A 19,351-nucleotide genomic window follows, 5' to 3' on the forward strand; every position below is an offset into this window, starting at 1 on the left:
ACTTTCTCATGCCTTCTCCGCTCGACCACCTCACCCGTCCGGCCGCGGCCCGCACCGCCCGGGTCTCCAGCTGGGACCAGCGCGGACGCAACCAGGACTACTGGACCACCCCCGCACACTCCACGCGGGTCCTCGCCGATCTGGAGGGCCCGGGGCAGATCACGCACATCTGGATGACCCAGTTCTGCCGCAGGACGCTGGGGCCGGGTCTCATCGACCCGCTGGAGGCGGACACCGTCGCGCCCGTGATGGAGATCCACAACGCTCTCGGCGTCACGTGGGAGGAGCCCGACCCGGACTACTACCGCAAGGTCCTGATCCGTATCACCTGGGACGACGAGGAGGAGCCGGCGGTCCTCGTGCCGCTCGGCGACTTCTTCGGCATCGGTCACTGCTTGCCCAACAGCTACCAGTCCGCGCTGTTCACCGTCTCCGCCAAGCCGGAGGAGTCGCTGATCTTCGGCGGCAGCGCGGCCCTCAACTGCTGGGCGCCGATGCCGTTCGACAAGCGCGCCCGGATCGAGCTGATCAACGAGAACGACCTGCCGATCCAGCAGTACTTCTACATCGACTACGAGCTGTTCCCCGAGCGGCTCCCCGCCGACACGCTCTACTTCCACGCCCGCTGGAACCGCAGCAACCCCTGCGGCGGCTGGGCTCCCGACATCCAGACCAACAGCCCCGAGGTCAACATCGTCGACGTCACCGGCGAGGACAACTACGTCATCCTCGACACCGAGGGCAAGGGCCACTACGTCGGCTGCAATCTCTCCGTCCACCACCGCCAGGGCAGTTGGTGGGGCGAGGGGAACGACATGATCTGGATCGACGACGACTTCCTGCCCGACGGCACGACGAGCTGGCCGCCGTCGCTGCACGGCACCGGCACCGAGGACTACTTCAACCACGCGTGGGGCATGCAGAAGAACGCCTACCTCTACCACGGGGCGATCGTCCACGAGGCCGACGTCCCGGGCTACTCGGTCAACTACCGTCTGCACGTGGCGGATCCGGTCCGCTTCGAGGAGCGGATCAAGGTCTCCGTCGAGCACGGTCACGGCAACCACCTCAGCGACGACTGGGCCTCGACCGCGTACTGGTACCAGACCCTGCCCTCCCCGAAGGCGTCCATCCTTCCGCTCGCCGAGCGCCTCCCCGTCCGGCCCGCCGGTCAGCCGATGCCCGCCCCGGCCCCGCGCCGCGGAGCGGTCGCCGAGGAGATCGCGGTGATGCGCGAGCGGTACGAGGCCCGTCTCCAGCGGCACATGGACCGGCTGGCCGAGCGAACCCGGCAGCGCGGTGAGCGCTCCCTCCAGGAGTCCGAGGCCAACATCAAGCAGGCCGCCGCCGTCCGCCGCCGCTACGACGAGCGCTCGCATGGCTGAGGCGCGGACCACCACCGAGCAGCCGATCGCGACTGGGCCGCGGACCTCCGTGGGCGACCCGCACTTCCCCGCGGTCCACCTGCGGCCCCCCGCGCACTGGGTCAACGACCCCAACGGCCTTGTCTTCCACGACGGGCACTACCACGTGTTCTTCCAGTACAACCCTTACAGCGCCCGCCACGCGGACATGCACTGGGGCCACTTCAGAAGCACCGACCTCCTCCACTGGGAGCCGATGCCGGTGGCTCTGGCCCCCACACCTGGAGGGGACGACGAGGGCGGGGTGTGGTCGGGCAACGCCGTGGAGGCCGACGACGGCTCGCTCGTCGCCTTCTACTCCGCCCGTCACCCGGACCGCTCGCACCAGCCCGTCACCTCCGCCGTCTCGTACGACGGCGGTACGACGTTCACCAAGCGCGACCGGCTGCTGATCGCCGACGCGCCCGAGGGCGCCACCATGTTCCGCGACCCCTTCGTGTGGCGGGACACGAGCGGCTGGCGGATGCTCGTCGGCGCCTCGCTCCCCGATGGCCGCGGCGCGGCACTGGAGTACGCCTCCGCCGACCTGGAGCGGTGGGAGTACCGCGGCGTCTTCCTCGCCCGGCCACCCCGCCCCCTGCCTGGCGGGCTCACCACCGAGGAAGGCTGGGAGTGCGCCCAGTACGCGTCCTTCCCCGGCGGCGCGGGTGCGGTGCTGATCAGCGCCTGGGACCCGAAGGGCGGCGCTCGGTGCACGGCCGTCTGGCCGGGGCGCGAGCGGGACGGGGGGTTCGTCGCCGACGACCCCCAACTCCTCGACCACGGACCGGACTTCTACGCCCCGGCTGTACTGCCGGCGCCCGACGGACGATGGTTGCTGTGGGCGTGGATCTGGGAGGCGCGCGACGAGGAGTACGTCGGCGCCCCCAGCACCTGGACCGACGAGGCCGGATGGGCCGGGATGCTCACCCTGCCGCGCGAGCTGACCCTCGGCGAGGACGGCACCGTACGTCAGCAGCCGGCCCGGGAACTCCTCGGCCTGCGGGGCGAGCGGCGCGTCACCGCCACCGGTACGGCACGTCCCGACCGGCCCTCGGACCTCGGCGAGATCTCGCGCTGCAGCGATGTGACGGTCAGTCTGGAGCGAGGCGGGCGGCTGCGGCTGCTCACCTCGCCCGACGGCGGGGAGTACCTCGACATCGTGCACGACGCGGCCACGGGGGAGGTGGTCGTCGACCGCGACCACGCCTCCGCGGACCCGCGCGCCAAGGGCGGCAGCCGACGGCTGCCCGCGGAGGGCCGGCACGCCACTCTGCGGATCGTGTTCGACCACTCCGTCGCGGAGGTCTTCACCGCCTCCGGCCTCAGCCTCACGATGCGCTTCTACCCTCTGGGGGACGGCCCCTGGCGCCTGCAGGCCGGCGCCTCGGGAGCCCCGTCCGCCGCGTACACGGTGGCGGCATGGGACCTGGCCGCGCCCGCCACGGCGCGGGAGGGGGACGCATGAGTGTCCTCGTCGTGGGTGAGGCACTGGTCGACCTGGTGTGGCACTCCGGCGCCGGGGTCATCACCCCGGCGCCCGGCGGCAGCCCGGCCAATGTCGCCGTCGGCCTGCACCGGCTGGGCCGGCCGGTCACGCTGGCCACGTGCTGGGGAGACGACCGGCCCGGCGCGCTGGTGGAGGCGTACCTGCGGTCCACGGGAGTGCCCGTGGCCCGCGCCGAGTCCGCCACGGGCCGTACCACCCTGGCCCTGGCCCATGTCGACGACGCCACGGGTGCGGCGACGTACGACTTCATCGCCGCATGGGACCCCGTACGTCTGCCGATACCGCCCGATGTCTCTCTGCTGCACACCGGCTCCCTCGCCATCGCCGTCCAGCCCGGCGCCGAACGCGTCCTGGAGGCATGCCGCCGGATGCGTGAAAGGCCCGACGGGGTGGTCTCCGTCGACCTGAACGTACGTCCCGGGGCGCTCCCCGACCGTGCCGCCTACCGGCGGGCGGTCGAGGAAGCGGTGGCGAGTGCCGACGTGGTGAAGGCGAGCGACGAGGATCTGGCCTGGCTGTACCCGGACCGGTCGGCCGACAGCGCCGCCCGGGATCTGCTGGCCGTCGGCCCGCGCATGGTCGTCGTCACGTACGGCGCCCGCGGCGCCCGCGCGCTCACGACGGGGGCGGACGTGGCCGTAGCGGCGCCGGAGGTGCGGGTGGCCGACACCATCGGGGCGGGGGACGCGTTCCAGTCCGCGCTGCTCGCCGCACTGTTCGGACCGGGGCACGACGGCCGTACCGCGATCCGTCTGCCGCCCGACGCCGCCTCGACGGAGCGCATCCTCCGCACCGCCGTGACGGCGGGCGCGCTCGCCTGCACGCGCCCGGGGGCACAGCCACCCACGCGCGCGGAACTCGAAGCGGCGCTGTCCGGCTCCGGGGCCCTGTCCGGCTCCGGGGCACGCCACGACAGTGCAGAGGATCCTGAATTCAGCACATGAGGAACCGTCATGTCCGATCGTCGGTCGCATCGCCGGGAAGGGCTTCGCGGACGGCCTTGCGGGTGGTGCCCAGCTTCTTGAGGACGTGGGCGACGTGCTGCTCGACGGTACGGGGGGAGACGAACAGCGCCTGGGCGATGTCCTGGTTGGTGGCGCCCCCGGCCAGCATCTCGGCGACCTGCCGCTCGCGGGGGGAGAGCCGGTCGCCGTAGCCCCGGCGTCCGCGGACGGGGCGCCGTACCAGGCCGAGCCGGTTCAGGGTGTCCCGGCAGCGGGCGGCGTCAGCGGCGGCGCCGAGGCGGCTGAAGGTGTCGAGGGCCTCGGTGAGGTGCGCGGTCGCGGCGTCGGGCCGGACGGCGGCGAGTGTCCGGCCCGCGTACTCGGCCGCGCGGGCTGCCTCGTACGGGCGGCCGATCTCCTGCCAGAGCCGACGCGCCTGGGTGAAGTGCTCGGCGGCCGTGGCGGGTTCGTCGGCGGTGTGGAGCAGGCCGCGGGCGAAGCGGAGTTCGGCGTCGGCGGCGGGCGTGTCGGCGTCGCGCAGGCCACGTTCGGCATCGTCGGCGAGCTGCTCGGCGGACCGGTGTCCCTCGCAGGCCAGTGCCGCCTCGACCGCGACAGGGACCACACCGGTCGCCCGCGCCCAGGCGGCGGCCTCGCGCAGCATGGCCACGGCGGGCTCGGTGACGGCGAAGGCCTCCTCGGGTGCGCCCTGGGCCAGCCGGACCGCGGCGAGCCCGGACGCGGCCCGCAGCGCCGTGGTGACCTGTGACTCGCGCTCCCCGTACTCGGCGGCGAGCGTGAACTGTTCGAGAGCCCGGGAGCGTTGGCCCCGGGCGTTGGCCAACCGGCCGAACAGCAGGGCCTGTTCGTTGCCAGCCATGGCGATGTCGGGGAATTCGGCGCCGAGGGCGGCGAACTCCTCCTCCAGGTCGTCCCAGTGGCCGGCAAGGCCGTTCAGACGGACCAGGGCGATCCGGCTGTAGCACTCCAGGTGGGGGGTGCCCGAGCGGCGGGCGAGGTCGCGGCTCTCGGTGAGCAGGGTGCGGGCACGGCGGTCGTGCCCGAGTTCGATGGCGATGTCGCCGACGTTGTAGAGAGCGCGGACGGTCTGCCGCAGGACGCCGAGGTCGTCGGCGTCGCGGGGCAGCCGGTCGAGCAGCGGCCAGACGGCAGGGTCCCCCTGGCGGGCCAGGAGCGTGAGGCGAGTGGCCCGTACGGCGGCGGCCACCGCGCCGTCGGTGGTGCCGTGCAGGGTCCGCTCGGCCCGGTCGATCCACTTCCACGCCTGGCCGGAGCCGCCGCTGCGCTCGTCCATCGCCAGGGCGACCATCGCCCGCGCCGCCCGGTCAGGGCGGGTGGCCAGCTCCTCGACCGAACGGCGGATCTCCCAGAAGCCCGTGCGGTCTCCGCCGTGGTTGACCATGAGCAGGCCGAGCGCCAGACGGATCTCGCCTCGGGTCGCCTCCGACTGGCGTGGGTCGTCGATGAGCCGCCGCAGCAGGGTGACGGTGGCGATGTGGTCGGTGCTGTCGACCGAGATCCGGGCGAGGGCCAGGGCCGCCCGCGAGCGGAGCTCCTCCCCGAGGTCGGGCTGTTCGAGGATCCGGGACAGCAGTGCGGCGGCGGTGCCGGTGTCGCCGACGGCGATGGCCTGGTCGGCGGCGGCTTCGGCGCGGTGGAACCACCCCTCGCGGTCTCCGAGGGCGAGCGTGTGGTGGGCGATCTGGACCAGCGGGGGCGGGGAGTGCTTCTCCAGTTCCTCGACGGCCCGCCGGTGGAGACGGGCCCGCAGCGGCCCGGGAACGTTCCGGTAGGCGACCTGCTGGGCGAGGACGTGCCGGAAGACGTACCGGCCGGTGTCGTCCTCGCGGAGCACCGCGGCTCGCAGCGCGTCCGTGAGGCCCCGTGTGCCCTCTTCGGAATCCAGTCCGGCGACGGCGGTGAGCAGCGGCTCGGCGGCCGGGACGGCCAGGACGGCGGCGGCGTCGACGACCGCCGCTCCGGCCGGAGAGAGCCCGGCCAGGCGCTCGGTCACCGCCTCGCGCAGCCCTCTGGGTACCTGGGCCCGTTCGAGGGCCGCGACGGCGTCCGCGGTGCTGCCGCGCCGCCCCTGCTCGCCGAGGGTGATCAGGTCCTCCTCCGCGACCAGGGGCAGGCCCTCGCTGCGGTCGTACACGGCCCGGGCGAGCGCGGGGGTGGTGTGGGAGCCGAGGGCGGCGGTGGTGAGTTCCGCGACCTCCGCTTCGGTGAGCGAGGCCAGGGTGATCACCGTGCCGCCGGTTCCGGGCGGGTGACGGTAGGCGGCGCCGAGGACAGGGGTACGGGGCGGCAGGTCCTCGGCACGGTAGGTGAGGACCAGACTCAGCTCGGCCGGCAGGTCGCGGGCGAGCAGCAGCAGGAGTTCACGGGTGGCGGCGTCGACCCAGTGCATGTCCTCGACGACGAGCACCGTCGGGCCGAGCGCGGCAAGGAGGGAGTGCACGGCCCGGACGAGCTGGTGGCGTTCGGCCTGCGGGTCGCCGGGAGGCGCAGGGGGAGGGGGGAGCCGGCCGGCCAGGTCGGGCAGCAGCGGTGCCAGGGTGCCGGATGCCGGCGGGAGGCCGGTGGCGGGCAGCCACGGGCCGGCCTTGGCGAGGGCGTCGACGGCCGGACCGTAGGGGCACGGTTCGCGCAGCGGCTGGCAGTAGCCCGTCAGCACGCAGCGGCCTTCGGCGGTCAGGGCGTCGGTGGCCTCGCGCACCAGGCGCGACTTGCCGATCCCGGCCTCGCCCTCGATCAGCACGACGGCCGGCGGGTGCCGGACGGCGGCCAGCAGCGTGCCGAGCTCCCGCCGGCGGCCGACGAAAGTGAAGCCACCGCCGATCGGTGCCGCATCCTGGCTCCTCGGCCGTGCCACCCGATCACCTTCCCTGCCTGGTCAGGCTAGATCCGGCACTGACCAGCGGCAAGCGGCGGGCCGAGGCCGCCCGAGGTGTGCTCAGTAGGGGTGCACAGGGGGCACCGGGGCGAGGGACAGCTCCACCACCACCCGGGTGCCGCCCGCCGTACGCCGCAGGGTGCACCCGTCGGCGTACTCCTCGACCAGCAGCAGGCCGCGCCCGCCGCACGCCGGGTCGTCGACGCCGTACGGGAAGCCCTCGCCCGCTGCCTGCCGGGGGCGCCAGCGGCCGCGATCCTTGATGTGCACCGTCAGGGTGTCGGCGGCCGTGGTCAGGAGCAGGGCCACGTCCGGGCTTCCGCTGTGCCGCACCGCATTGGTGACCAGTTCGGTGACGACGAGGGCCAGCGCCGCCTCCACGTCCTCGGGGACGTCCCAGAGCCGTGCCGAGGTCCGTGCGAAGCGCCGCAGGGCGGGCACCGAGGCGGGAACGGCGGGCATCGTGCAGGCGGCGGTTCTCCCACGGGCGCCGGCCCGCTCCGGTACCGGGATGGCCGGGGTACGGAGGAGGGCGGTGGTCGTGGCGATCATCTCGGGCTCCTGGGGCATGTGCGGTGACCCCCTTCTGCCCGCCAGGCTCGCCGCCCCGGCCGGCCGGGAACAATGCGGGACGCTATAGGTAGGGGTACGCAAAACGAGGTTTTGGCCGCACCCTGGAGGTATGGCCCGAGCCAACGACCAGGTCGAGGCGCTGCTCCAGGAGTACGCCGACCTCATCGCGATCCGGGGCGGGGAGGCGTTCAAGGCGCGCGCCTACGAGAAGGCCGCACGTGCCGTCGGGGGCTACCCGCAGGACGTCTCGAAAATGGACGCGAAGGAGCTGCTCGAGATTCCGAACGTCGGCAAGTCCGTCGCCGACAAGATCGTGGAGTACCTGCGGACCGGCCGCATGTCCGTCGTAGAGCAGGCCCGCACGTCCGTGCCGGCCGGAGTGCGCGAGCTGATCGCCATCCCGGGGCTCGGGCCACGCAAGGCCATGGTCCTCTACGACGAGCTGGGCGTCACCACCGTCGACCAGCTGATCGACGCCATCCGCCAGGAACGGCTGCGCGACCTGAAGGGCTTCGGGGAGCGGACCGAGGAGAACATCCTGCACGGCATCTCCGTCCTGCAGAAGGCCGGCGAGGGCCGGATCCTCGTCAGCGCCGCCATGGACATCGCCGAGCAGCTCGTCGCGGAGCTGTCGGACATCCGCGGCTGCGTCCGGTGCACCTACGCGGGGTCCCTGCGCCGCATGAAGGAGACCATCGGCGACATCGACATCCTGGTGGCGGCCGGCCGGTCGACCCCGTTCATGGAGGCCCTCGCCGACCTTCCGCACACGGCCGAGGTCATCGCGCACGGGGAGAAGAAGACCTCCGTACGGACCGATACGGGCCTCCAGGTGGACCTACGGGTCCTCCCCCCGGACTCCTGGGGCGCGGGACTGCAGTACTTCACCGGCTCCAAGGCGCACAACATCCGCACGCGCGAACTCGCGGTGCGCCAGGGCCTCAAGCTGTCGGAGTACGGGCTCTTCGACGCCGAGAGCGGCGAGAGCATCTCCTCCGAGACGGAAGAAGCGATCTACGAGAGGCTCGGACTGCCCTGGATCCCGCCGACGCTGCGCGAGGACCGCGGCGAGATCGCGGCCGGGCTGCGCGGCGAACTCCCCGAGCTCCTTGACGAGAAGGACATCCGCGGCGATCTGCACACCCACACCGACCTCACCGACGGGCTGGCCCCGCTGGAGGACATGATCGCCGCCGCTGCCGACCGCGGATACGCCTACTACGCCGTCACCGACCACGCCCCGAACCTGTACATGCAGCGCATGACCGACGAGAAGATCCTCGCCCAGCGCGAGCGGGTACGCGCGATCGACGGCGAGCACCACAGGATGCGGCTGCTGCACGGCACGGAACTCAACATCGGCCCGGACGGCTCCCTGGACTGGCCCGACGAGTTCCTCGCCGACTTCGACATCTGTGTGGCCTCGGTCCACTCCCACTTCAACCAGAGCCGGCGGGAACTCACCCGCCGTCTCATCCGTGCCTGCGAGAACCCGTACGTCTCCGTCATCGGCCACCCCACCACCCGCCGGATCGGCAAACGCCCGGGCATCGACGCCGACTTCGACGCGGTCTTCGAGGCCTGCGCGCGGACGGGCACCGCTCTGGAGATCAACGCGCATCCCGAGCGGCTCGACCTGTGCGACGAGGACATCCTGCGCGCCAAGCAGTACGGCGTGAAGTTCGCCGTGAACTCCGACGCGCACTCCACCACGCATCTGCCGTACATGCGCTACGGCGTGGCCACCGCCCAGCGCGGCTGGCTGACCGCAGACGATGTCATCAATGCGTGGCCGCTGACGAAGCTCCGCCGGTTTCTGGGCAAGAAGGGCCGGCGTGAGAAGGGCGCCTGACGTCACACGAGGCCCTTCCTGTCGCATCCTTCACATCTGACCCGGCAGCCCCGATCGGGCCTCCGCTGTTACTTCTTCACGGAATGGACACCGTGTGATGATCAGTCGGTCCTGATGGCTTCTCATGGGCCTCGTGGCCGGATTAAGATTGCTCTGCGTGCCGGATTCGTGACTCACGGAATTGGGTGACCCATGCCTCCTCGGCTTGTCGGCCATCAAGGCTCTCTGGCAGGACAGCAGTTCCCGATCGGCGCCACATCGGTAACCCTGGGCCGCAATAGTGACAACAGCGTGGTGATAACCGGCGGTAACGTCTCACGCTTTCACGCAGAGGTGCGTCGCGAGCGCCACGGATTCGTGCTGTACGACAGCGGCAGCATCAATGGAACGCGAGTCAACGGGGCGCGTGTGACCTCGCATGAACTGCAGCCCGGAGATCTCATCGAGATAGGAACCGAGACGTTCCGCTTCGAAGCGGCCGATGCGATGGAGACCATCCTCGACCTCTCCGTCCTGGCGCCGCTCACCCCCTCCCAGGCGACGGTGGCGGCAGGGCCCGTGCTGAACGTCACGGTCTCGGGCGGCGGTCCCGTCGGCCTGAGTTTCGCTCTGCTCCTGGAACACCTCATGGGGCATCGCGTGGCCATCACCGTGTACGACGGCCGGTGGGCCAAGGACGGCGCGAAGGTCGTCTGGAAGAGCGAAGGGCAGGGCAACGTCAGGCGGCAGCAGGTCGTCACCGTCCAGAGCCGCCAGTACCTGAACCTCCCCGAAGAGGTGCAGGAACGGCTGTTCCGCGGCGATGCGTACTCCGAAATGTGGCCGGTCGGCCCCGATTCGGTCCGTGGCTACAACCCGAGGAACCTTCGGATCGCCTATATCGAGGATATTCTCCTGGAATTGGCGAACGAAAAGCCGGACCGGATCCGGCTGGTTCCCGACGCGTTCGACCCGGCCGAGTACGACAAGGCCGAGGCCAAGGATCACGTGCTCGCCATTTGCGAGGGAGGCCGCTCCCGAACACGGGAGTATTTCACCGACAAGTTCGGCAACGCCGACAAGTCCATCTACTCGCTGCACGGTCAGCATATTCAGGACGTCGTCCTGGGACTTCGCGTCAGATCGACTCTCACGGACCCCATGACGGTTCTGCTGACGGTCGCTCAGAACCGTTTCCTCCTCAACTCCCTTCGCGGGGAGGGTTTTCTGAACATGCGGCTCACCGACGCCGAGGCCGCAGAAGTGGTCGGTATCGATCCGGTCCGGCATGTGTTCGAGGACTGCATCGCCTCACGCCCGTGCGTCATGGGGCGGGACGATCACGGTGACTTCCAGTGCTCGACGCACAGCACACTCTTCCTGCCCGCCATGGTCAGGGGTTCGGCCCTGTGGAGGCGGGTGCTGGAGGGGCTGGCGCTGTTCGGTGTCGCCGAGAGGGACCTCAGTGCCGTCACGGCCTTCCGGCTCGACATGGTGCAGCGGCCCAGGTTCACCACCCGGCTGCGCTCGGCCACGTCGACCACCCCGGGGACGTACGGGTTCCTGCTCGGCGACGCGGCCAACGCCATCCACTTCTGGCCGGGACGCGGGCTCAACAGCGGACTGGGCTCTGCCATCTCGCTGGCCCGGTCCCTCAACGGCGCATGGACCGGCAGGCCGTTCCGCGACGCCGACTTCGCACGCCACGAAGCGGCCATGTCCATGCTCCAGTACCGGCACAAGAGCCGAGCCTGGAACACGATGATCACCACCGACGAGAACGGCGTCAGCCGTGCGATCAAGGAGAAGATCGCACAGAGCATCGACGAGTCGGAAGAAAGAGACTTCGACAAGAACGCCATGAACGCGGACACCGACGCGTTCATGGAACGGCTGCGGGCAATCCGTGACCGGCTGGCCGCACGCGTTCCCGGTATGCCCGACGACTCGACCCTCCGGAAACACCTGGAGACACTCAACGCCGACACCCTGCGCACCCTGTTGGAGAGCGGAGCGTGGGACACCCTGATCGTCGGGGGCGAAGAGGTGGACATCGACATCTTCTACCAGCAGGCCTCGTCGGCGACGACCGCCCCCACGAAGGCCCCCGCCACGAAGTGATCGGCGTACCGTTGGGAGCGTGGAGCCCGATCGCGACATCGACCGCCCGCCGTCCCGGGGGCGCGGCGTGAGTCCGTTGCGGCGGCTGGTCGTTCTGCGGCATGCCAAGAGCGCATGGCCCGAGGGTGTTCCCGACCATGACCGGCCCCTCGGACCGCGCGGCCTGCGCGACGCGCCCGCGGCCGGCCGCTGGCTGGTGGACGCCGCGTGCGTGCCCGAACTCGTCCTGTGCTCCACCGCCCTGCGGGCCCGCTCGACCTGGGAGCTGGCCGCCGCCGAGATGGACGGCACGCCGCCCACACGCCACGACGGGCGCCTCTACGCGGCGGACAGCCACAGCCTTCTCGATGTCGTACGCGACGTGCCGGACGATGTGGGGACGTTGCTGTTGATCGGACACAACCCGGGCCTGCAGGACCTGATCCTGCTGCTCGCCGGCGAGGCCCGCGACGACACACTGCGGCGCGCGCAGACGAAGTTCCCCACCTCGGCCATCGCCGTGCTGACACAGCGCGGCGCATGGGCGGCCTTCGCGCCGGGCACCGCACTCCTGACCGACCTTGCCGTCCCGCGCGGACAGCGGTGAGCGGCGGTACGCTCGCTGTGAGCGCCGGCACTGGGCATGATGGGGCCCAAGAGGTCAAAGAGTGCGTGTGTGGCTACGTACAGTGATCAGCTGGGCGGTGTCGACCACAGTCGTCGAGGAGGTGGACGATGGTCGGCAACACCATCGACTTCACCGAGGAACGGGCACCGTGCGGCTGCTTCGTCGATGGGCTGCGCTACCAGGAGGACGACACCGCGGGGCTGTTCATCGACCGGGTGACCTACGCGTGCGGCTGTCATCAGATCCGCCGTGAGTTCCACGACGGCAGCCTCCGCGTCAGGATCGTCCGCCACGACGGCGCCGTCGTACTGAACGAGCGCAGCGGCGAGCACGAGGTCTGACGGGCCGCACCGGAGCCGTACACGAGCGTGCAGCGCGCACAGGCACAGCGCCGACAGGCAGGTGGTGACATGACCGCTTCCCATGACGTCGTGGTGATCGGCGGCGGAGGCGCCGGGCTGCGCGCGGCCATCGCCATCGCGGAGACCGATCCACGGCTGAGCGTGGCGATCATCTCCAAGGTCTACCCGATGCGCAGCCACACGGTCTCCGCCGAGGGCGGAGCCGCCGCGGTCGCCGGCAGCGACGACAGCCTCGACGAACACGCATACGACACCGTGTCCGGCGGGGACTGGCTGTGCGACCAGGACGCCGTCGAGGCATTCGTGGGCGAGGCGCCCCGCGAACTCCTCCGCCTGGAACACTGGGGCTGCCCGTGGAGCCGCCAGGACGACGGGCACATCGCCGTGCGGGCGTTCGGCGGCATGAAGAAGAAGCGCACCTGGTTCGCCGCCGACAAGACCGGGTTCCATCTTCTGCACACCCTGTTCCAGACCGCGCTGTCCTACCGCGACATCGTGCGGTACGACGAGTGGTTCGTCAGCACCCTGCTCGTCGACGACGGAAAGGTGCGCGGCGTCGTGGCGATCGAGCTGGCCACCGGCCGGGTCGAGACCATCACCGCCCACTCCGTCATCGTGTGCACCGGGGGATGCGGGCGGGTCTACCCGTTCACCACCAACGCCAACATCAAGACAGGTGACGGCATGGCCCTGGCCTACCGGGCCGGCGCACCGCTGAAGGACATGGAGTTCGTCCAGTACCACCCCACCGGCCTGCCGTTCACCGGAATCCTGATCACCGAGGCCACACGCGCGGAGGGCGGGTGGCTCCTCAACAAGGACGGCTACCGCTATCTGCAGGACTACGACCTCGGCACGCCCGAACCGGGGCCCGTGATGCGCAGCATGGAGCTCGGGCCGCGGGACCGGCTGTCACAGGCGTTCGTGCACGAGCTCGACAAGGGCAGGACCACCCCTACGCCGCACGGGCCCGTCGTCCACCTGGACCTGCGTCATCTGGGCGCCGAACTCATCGACACCAAGCTCCCCTTCGTACGGGAACTCTGTCTGAAGTACCAGAACATCGACCCGGTCCGGGAACTGATCCCGGTGCGGCCGGTGGTCCACTACATGATGGGCGGCATCCACACCGACATCCACGGCGCCACCGGTCTCGACGGCCTGTACGCCGCCGGCGAGGTCGCCTGCGTCAGTATCAACGGCGCCAACCGGCTCGGCTCCAACTCCCTCCCGGAGCTGCTCGTCTTCGGCGCCCGCGCCGGCCGGGCGGCCGCCGAGTCCGCCGCGCGAGCCGCGGGCTCCGCGAACTCCGGCCCGAGCGCCGCGATCCTCGCGCAGGCCCGCGACGAGCATCGCCGGCTTGAGCGCCTGGTCGCGCACCACGCCGAGGGCCGAGAACGCATCGCGGACATCCGTACCGCGATGCAGGACACCATGGAGAGCGGCGCCGGCATCTACCGGGACAGGGGTTCCCTGACCGAGGCCGCCGATACGCTGCTCGACCTGCGGGAACGGTTCGGCGGTGCGGCCGCCGACGATCACAGCAGGACGTTCAACACCGATCTGATCGCCCTGTTGGAGCTGTCGTTCATGCTGGACGTGTCGGAGACCATTGTCGACAGCGCACTGCGCCGCGAGGAGTCCCGGGGCGCGCACCAGCGCACCGACTTCCCCGTGCGGGACGACGACCGGTACCTGGCCCACTCGCTGATCCACCGTGAACCCGACGGCACCGCACGGGTGGAGTACCTGCCGGTGACCGTCACCCGCTGGGCGCCAGGGGAACGCGTGTACGGGAGGCAGGAGACATGACGGACCGGATAACCCTCCGGGTGGCCCGCTACCGGCCGGAGCGGGAGACCGAACCGACCTGGCAGGACTACGAGGTGCCGCTGCGCAAGGAGTGGACGGTCCTCGACGGGCTCAACCACATCAAGGACCACCTGGACGGCACGCTCTCCTACCGCTGGTCCTGCCGGATGGGCATCTGCGGCAGCTGCGGCATGACCGTCAACGGCGAGCCCCGGCTGACCTGTTCGGCCTTTCTGACCGACTCCGCTCCCGGCCCGGTACGCGTCGAACCGCTGGCCAACTTCCCCGTCATCCGCGATCTCGTCGTCGAGATCGGCGACTTCATGAACAAGCTGACCGAGGTCAGGCCCTGGATCATCCGGGAGGAGGAGAGGGCGCTCGAAGCGGGCGAGTATCTGCAGACGCCGGACGAGATGGACGAATACAAGCAGTACAGCATGTGCATCAACTGCATGCTCTGCTACTCGGCCTGCCCGGTGTACGCGCTCGACCCCGACTTCGTCGGCCCGGCGGCCATCGCTCTCGCGCAGCGCTACAACCTGGACTCGCGGGACGAGGGAGCCGCCGACCGGCGCGATGTCCTGTCGTCGGCCGAGGGGGTCTGGGCCTGCACGCTGGTCGGCGAGTGCACCACGGCCTGCCCCAAGGGAGTCGACCCCGCGGGCGCCATCCAGCGCTACAAGCTGACGGCAGCCACGCAGTCGCTCAAGGACCTCCTGTGGCCCCGGGGCGCGCGATGAGCGGGACGCCGCGGCCGGCCCCGCGGCCCGCCCTGTACCGCAAGCCCGTCCCCACCTTCTGGTGGGTGAGGCGCCGCGCGTACCTCGTCTTCGTGCTGCGGGAGCTCAGCAGCGTCTTCATCGCCTGGTTCGTCGTGTTCCTGCTGCTCATGGTCGGCGCGATCGCCGACGGCAGGGAGGAGTACGAGCGGTTCCAGGACTGGAGCGCCAACTGGGGGATGATCCTGCTCAACACGATCGCCCTGCTCTTCGTCCTGCTGCACACCCTCACGTGGTTCAACCTGGCACCGCGCGCCATGGTCGTACGACTGCGCGGCCGCCGCGTCCGGCCGCGTTCGATCGTGGCACTGCACTACCTGCTGTGGGCGCTGCTGACGGCCGCCACGGCATGGCTGATCCTGAAGGGCTAGGAAGGGGTAGGGCGATGGGCAGGAGATCGCCGGAACCGCTGATGTGGCTGCTGTTCAGCGCGGGAGGGATGGCCGCCGCGCTGCTGGTCCCGGTCCTGCTGTTCCTGTTCGGCGTCGCCTTCCCGCTGGGCTGGCTCGAGGCCCCCGATCACGTGCATCTGCTCTCGGTGCTGCGTCACCCCCTCACCAAGGCGATCCTCTTCGCGCTGTGCGTGCTCTGCCTCTTCCACTGGGCCCATCGCTTCCGCTACACGCTGTACGACGGCCTGCGGCTGAAGAGGCTGAGCAAGGCGATCATCGTCTTCTGCTACGGAGGCGCGGTCCTGGGCTCGGTCGCGGCCGGATTCGTGGTGTTCCGCCTCTGACCGGGGGCCGGGGCCGGGTGGGCTCGGCCGAACGGGGGTTTCGGGGTACGGGACCGGTGCCGGTGGCGCTGTTGCGGGTATGGCCGCGCCCATGAGCGAAATTGAACTGAGCAGCAGCGCGTTCGACGACCACACGGAGATCCCCCGCCGGTACAGCGGGGAGGGAGAGAACATCTCACCGCCGCTGACCTGGTCGGGGGTGCCCGACGAGGCCACGGAGCTGCTGCTCCTGTGCGAGGACCCGGACGCGCCGGGGGAGACCTTCCTGCACTGGCTGGTGACCGGCATCGACCCGAGGACCACCGAGGTGGCGGAGGACCAGAAGCCCCAGGGCGGCCTGCCGTGGCCCAACGGCTTCGGACGCACCGGCTGGGGAGGGCCGATGCCTCCACCGGGACACGGGCCGCACCGCTACTTCTTCCGCCTCTACGCCCTGTCCGAGCCGGTCACCCTGCACGACCGGCCGACCGTCGAGGCCGTGCACGGCGCGATCAAGGGCAAGGAACTTGCCGTCGGCACGCTGGTCGGCACGTATCAGCGCTGATCGCCTCAGACTCAGACTCAGACTCGGGCTCGTCGGCGAGCGGTCTGGCTGCCGGCGAGGAGGGCCTCCGTGATGAGGCGGACGCCTCGGGCCAGGCGGCTCAGTTGTTCCAGTTCGACGGCGTACAGCCTGATCGTGCTCTCGATCATGGGGTCGGACACGCCCAGCGTCGGCAGTTCCGCGCGGCAGGTCTGCATCGCCACCCGCACCGCGCGGATCTCGTGCTCGATCTGCAGCTGGGCGTGGCGGGCCAGCAGAACGGGATGGCGCGTGAGGGTCGTGTATCCGCCGTACCGGGCCGGCAGCAGGTCGCGCAGCCAGCGGACGGCCGTGGCCTCCCAGTCACGGTTGCCGGGGGTCGTGACCGAGAACGGCCAGTCCGCGCTGACCGGAGGGCGGTGAGGGGACATCGGTGTCGCCTTAGGAAGGGGGCCAGTTCGGAAGGGTGCGGCGGCCCCGGCCCAGGGGTAGACCGGAGCCGCCGCGGGGGGAACAACCCAGGGGTCGACTGAGGAGGAGGGGGATCGACCCGTCGGTGTGTTCGGTCCGAGCCCGCGAGGGCACCTGTAGTAAATATATATACCGTCGAGTACGCAAGAACATGAAAAAATTCATGCGCATCTCGACCTCGCGAAACGAGGGACCGGTTCAGTCCTCCAGGAAGAAGTCGAACTGATCGGAGGCCTGCTCGTACTTCTCCAGCCGGGTCTGCGTGCGGCCTGGATCGGCGTCCGCCATGGCTTGCAGGATGGCCGCGGACAGTACCCCCGGCGCCGCGTACGAGTCGAACACCAGCCGTGACCCCGTACCGGCGGTGAACACCACGTCCGCCTCCTCGACCAGTGATCCGAGCCCCATGTCCGTGATCAACGCGACACGCAGCCCCGTACTGCGGGCCGCCCTCATGGCGGCGAGGGTCTCCTTGGCGTGCCGGGGCATCGCGAAGGCCAGTACCCACGTGCCGCCCGCCTCGCGCGCCTGGAGCAGCGCGTCGTAGGCGACGCTGCCGCCGCGGGTCACCACCCGCACATCGGGGTGGATGCGGCGCGCCGCGTAGGCGAAGTACTCGGCGAGCGAGACCGAGATCCGCAGGCCGAGCACGGTGAGCGGGACGGATCGGGCGAGCTCGCGGCCGACGTCGAGGATCTGGTCGGTGTCCGCGAGGACACGGCGCAGCGACGCCAGGTTCTCGATCTCGGCGTCGACCGCCGCCTGGAGCTCGTTGCGGCGCCGCGCCTCCCGCCCCTCGGTGGATCCGGCGATCGCGCTGAGCGCGATGGGCTGGAGGGCGTCCCTGAGCGCGGGGTAACCGCTGAAACCGAGTGACGACGCGAAGCGGGTCACGGACGGCTGGCTCACGCCCACGCGTTCCGCCAGTTCGGTGATCGACAGGAACGCCGCCTCGGTGAGGTGGTCGATCAGGAACTGGGCGATGCGCCGCTGGCCGGGGGAGAGCCGGTGGCCGCCGAACAGCGCGCGCACCCGGTCGACGGGCGGCGCCTCCTCGGTCTCCGAGGAGTGCTTGCCGGGTGTGATGGCCGCTGCCTGCGCGCGCGCCTGCTGCCCTGATGGCACGGGGTGCCTCCGTTTCGTCCCGCTGCCGCCCAAGATAGTTCACGAACGGTCGCCGCATGAGCCGGCAGAGCCTGGGCTCAGAGGCCGGTGACCTTGGCGCTCGCCGACAGTTCGTAGGCCAGGGTGACCGTGCGGCGGCCCCCGGGTGGGAGGGGGACGTCCCAGCGCGCGATGCCCTCGGCGTCGACCGCGTCGGGCGCCGGGGAGCAGGCGTCCTTGTGGAGGCGTACCTCCACCGCCGAGACCTCGGAGACCGGGATCCGCTCACGGAGGACGACCACCCGCTCGCCCTGCTCCCCGGGGGCGGAGAACCGGGACAGGTGCAGCCGGACCGTGCGGATGACCACCGTCCGCTGGGTGATTGCGGTGGAGTCGCGGGACTCCTCGGCGTCCCGGACCACGCTGTAGTCGTCGCAGCTGCCGAAAGCCAGCTCGACGGGCGCGCCGACGGCGGTGAAGTCCAGCGTGCCCCGGCCACTGAATCCGCTGCCCCGCACGAGGTCCACGGGCCCGGCGAGCAGCACGTGACCGGACCCGTTGTCGAACCGCACCACCTGCGTGACCAGCGGGGACAGCTCCGGCGAGCAGGCGTACTCGGTGTGAGCGGCGGTCGTGAACGCGGAGAGCGGCACGCGGTGCGCGCGACCGTCACCGGGCACCGAGACCGGCGCCGGGGCCCTGAGCACCCGCGCCTCGCCGCCGTCGTCCACCCCCGGCAGGCCGAGCACAGGGGCCGGGCCGAGGGCCCCGATCTCCTCCTCGCGGAGTTCGACGTCGACCGTGCGGCGTTCCGCCGCGGAGCGGTCCTTGAGCGTGAGCCGGTCCTCGTCAAGCCGTGGCGGATCCGTGGCCAGCGCCGAGCGGGCAGTCGACAGGGTCAGCCGCACGTCCGACCAGTCCTCACCCGTGCGCTGCCAGACCATCGCGTCCGTCTCCAGCGTCAGCGAGTCACCGTCGAGCACGGCCCGGTAGGCGGGCCGCCACAGGGCGCACGGGGTGAGGTGGCTCAGGCGCAGCCCGGCCGGCCCGGCGGCCGAGGCATCCACGGTCAGCTCGACATGGCCGAGCAGTTCGGCGGGCTCCTCTTCGGACAGGGCCATGGCCCGGTGGGCTGCACCGAGTTCGGCGACGACAGTGGTCAACCTGGCGTCCACTGCGCGGAGTTGTTCGGCGTGAACCTCGCGCTCGCCGTCCACGCGGTCCAGTTCGCGGGCCCAGCGGGACCCTTCGGTCTCCCCGGAGCCGGCGCCTTCGCCGATCTCCCGCAGCAGATCGGCGGCGAGCCGGCCGAGCAGGTCGAGGCGCGCATGCAGGCGGTCGCGCCGTCGGCCGAGGCTCACCTGCTCCTCTTCGAGGGCGTGTACGCGTCGGCGCAGGTCGGAGTCGTCGGCGGACGGCAGCGGCCCGCGCGGCGTCCAGTCGCGGACGATCCGTACGTCGAGCACGGTCACGGGGTGATCGGCGGTCAGCTCGGCGTGGAGGGTCCGGTCGACGGCCAGCGCGCTGACCGGGCCCAGACGCAGCCGCTGCACCCCGGCCTCCAGGGCCAGTACGGCAGTGCGCTCGACGTGGGCGCGGTCCTCCAGGCAGGTGACGGCCGTGACGGGGAGGGCGATCGGCTTCGGGGCCGTGGACAT

17 protein-coding genes are annotated in these 19,351 nt (G+C 71.0%); 12 read left to right on the forward strand and 5 right to left on the reverse strand.

Translation table 11 applies throughout. From position 1 onward, the window contains the following. The first annotated feature begins 8 nt into the window (after positions 1-8). Genes ACZ4VI_RS13475 through ACZ4VI_RS13485 form a run of 3 tightly spaced genes read left to right on the forward strand, consistent with a single transcriptional unit; the run spans position 9 to position 3,857 of the window. The gene (locus ACZ4VI_RS13475) at positions 9-1,385 is read left to right on the forward strand and encodes a glycoside hydrolase family 172 protein (protein WP_467999344.1); all 1,377 of its coding nucleotides are present in this window, start codon (positions 9-11) and stop codon (positions 1,383-1,385) included. Then, positions 1,378-2,871 carry a glycoside hydrolase family 32 protein gene (locus ACZ4VI_RS13480; protein WP_467999345.1) on the forward strand — a complete coding sequence of 498 codons (1,494 nt, stop codon included), beginning with the start codon at positions 1,378-1,380 and terminating at the stop codon, positions 2,869-2,871. Before ACZ4VI_RS13475 ends, ACZ4VI_RS13480 begins: the two co-directional genes overlap by 8 nt. After that, a complete protein-coding gene (locus ACZ4VI_RS13485) occupies positions 2,868-3,857 on the forward strand; it encodes a carbohydrate kinase family protein (RefSeq protein WP_467999346.1) in 990 nt (329 codons plus the stop codon). The genes ACZ4VI_RS13480 and ACZ4VI_RS13485 overlap by 4 nt, the downstream gene beginning before the upstream one ends. 7 nt (positions 3,858-3,864) lie before the next feature. Here the strand turns inward: ACZ4VI_RS13485 and ACZ4VI_RS13490 are convergent, their stop codons facing one another. Both ACZ4VI_RS13490 and ACZ4VI_RS13495 read right to left on the reverse strand, forming a co-directional pair. Next, entirely contained in the window at positions 3,865-6,753 is a 2,889-nt protein-coding gene (locus ACZ4VI_RS13490) for a helix-turn-helix transcriptional regulator (RefSeq protein WP_467999347.1), read from the reverse strand. Between the two features lie 81 nt (positions 6,754-6,834). After that, positions 6,835-7,344 (reverse strand): ATP-binding protein, encoded by a 510-nt coding sequence (locus ACZ4VI_RS13495; RefSeq protein ID WP_467999348.1) that lies wholly within the window; start codon positions 7,342-7,344, stop codon positions 6,835-6,837. A 112-nt stretch (positions 7,345-7,456) separates the two neighbouring features. Here ACZ4VI_RS13495 and polX point away from each other — a divergent pair, with 112 nt between their 5' ends. From polX to ACZ4VI_RS13540, 9 genes are all read left to right on the forward strand, one after another. Continuing rightward, positions 7,457-9,199 carry a DNA polymerase/3'-5' exonuclease PolX gene (gene polX, locus ACZ4VI_RS13500; RefSeq protein WP_467999349.1) on the forward strand — a complete coding sequence of 581 codons (1,743 nt, stop codon included), beginning with the start codon at positions 7,457-7,459 and terminating at the stop codon, positions 9,197-9,199. 192 nt (positions 9,200-9,391) lie between these two features. Continuing rightward, positions 9,392-11,299, forward strand: a complete 1,908-nt coding sequence (locus ACZ4VI_RS13505; protein WP_467999350.1) for an FHA domain-containing protein — start codon at positions 9,392-9,394, stop codon at positions 11,297-11,299. 19 nt (positions 11,300-11,318) lie between these two features. Further along, entirely contained in the window at positions 11,319-11,885 is a 567-nt protein-coding gene (locus tag ACZ4VI_RS13510; protein ID WP_467999351.1) for a SixA phosphatase family protein, read from the forward strand. Positions 11,886-12,013: 128 nt separating this feature from the next. Further along, positions 12,014-12,247 (forward strand): hypothetical protein, encoded by a 234-nt coding sequence (locus ACZ4VI_RS13515; protein WP_467999352.1) that lies wholly within the window; start codon positions 12,014-12,016, stop codon positions 12,245-12,247. Between the two features lie 69 nt (positions 12,248-12,316). Next, positions 12,317-14,080 (forward strand): fumarate reductase (quinol) flavoprotein subunit, encoded by a 1,764-nt coding sequence (gene frdA / locus ACZ4VI_RS13520; RefSeq protein WP_467999353.1) that lies wholly within the window; start codon positions 12,317-12,319, stop codon positions 14,078-14,080. After that, a complete protein-coding gene (gene sdhB, locus ACZ4VI_RS13525; RefSeq protein ID WP_467999354.1) occupies positions 14,077-14,820 on the forward strand; it encodes a succinate dehydrogenase iron-sulfur subunit in 744 nt (247 codons plus the stop codon). The genes frdA and sdhB overlap by 4 nt, the downstream gene beginning before the upstream one ends. Next, positions 14,817-15,230 (forward strand): succinate dehydrogenase/fumarate reductase transmembrane subunit, encoded by a 414-nt coding sequence (locus tag ACZ4VI_RS13530; RefSeq protein WP_467999355.1) that lies wholly within the window; start codon positions 14,817-14,819, stop codon positions 15,228-15,230. Before sdhB ends, ACZ4VI_RS13530 begins: the two co-directional genes overlap by 4 nt. Before the next feature lie 14 nt (positions 15,231-15,244). Further along, positions 15,245-15,595, forward strand: a complete 351-nt coding sequence (frdD, locus tag ACZ4VI_RS13535) for a fumarate reductase subunit FrdD (RefSeq protein WP_467999356.1) — start codon at positions 15,245-15,247, stop codon at positions 15,593-15,595. A 91-nt stretch (positions 15,596-15,686) separates the two neighbouring features. Next, entirely contained in the window at positions 15,687-16,139 is a 453-nt protein-coding gene (locus tag ACZ4VI_RS13540) for a YbhB/YbcL family Raf kinase inhibitor-like protein (RefSeq protein WP_467999357.1), read from the forward strand. A 17-nt stretch (positions 16,140-16,156) separates the two neighbouring features. Here the strand turns inward: ACZ4VI_RS13540 and ACZ4VI_RS13545 are convergent, their stop codons facing one another. The 3 genes from ACZ4VI_RS13545 to ACZ4VI_RS13555 all read right to left on the reverse strand — a co-directional run bounded on the left by ACZ4VI_RS13545 (position 16,157) and on the right by ACZ4VI_RS13555 (position 19,351). After that, complete coding sequence (locus ACZ4VI_RS13545; RefSeq protein ID WP_467999358.1) at positions 16,157-16,549, reverse strand: hypothetical protein; 393 nt, start codon at positions 16,547-16,549, stop codon at positions 16,157-16,159. Between the two features lie 238 nt (positions 16,550-16,787). Next, positions 16,788-17,714, reverse strand: a complete 927-nt coding sequence (locus ACZ4VI_RS13550; RefSeq protein WP_467999359.1) for a MurR/RpiR family transcriptional regulator — start codon at positions 17,712-17,714, stop codon at positions 16,788-16,790. Positions 17,715-17,791: 77 nt separating this feature from the next. Next, positions 17,792-19,351, reverse strand: a complete 1,560-nt coding sequence (locus ACZ4VI_RS13555; protein WP_467999360.1) for a DUF4139 domain-containing protein — start codon at positions 19,349-19,351, stop codon at positions 17,792-17,794.

The sequence above is a fragment of the Streptomyces sp. NPDC029169 genome (genome assembly GCF_055563935.1).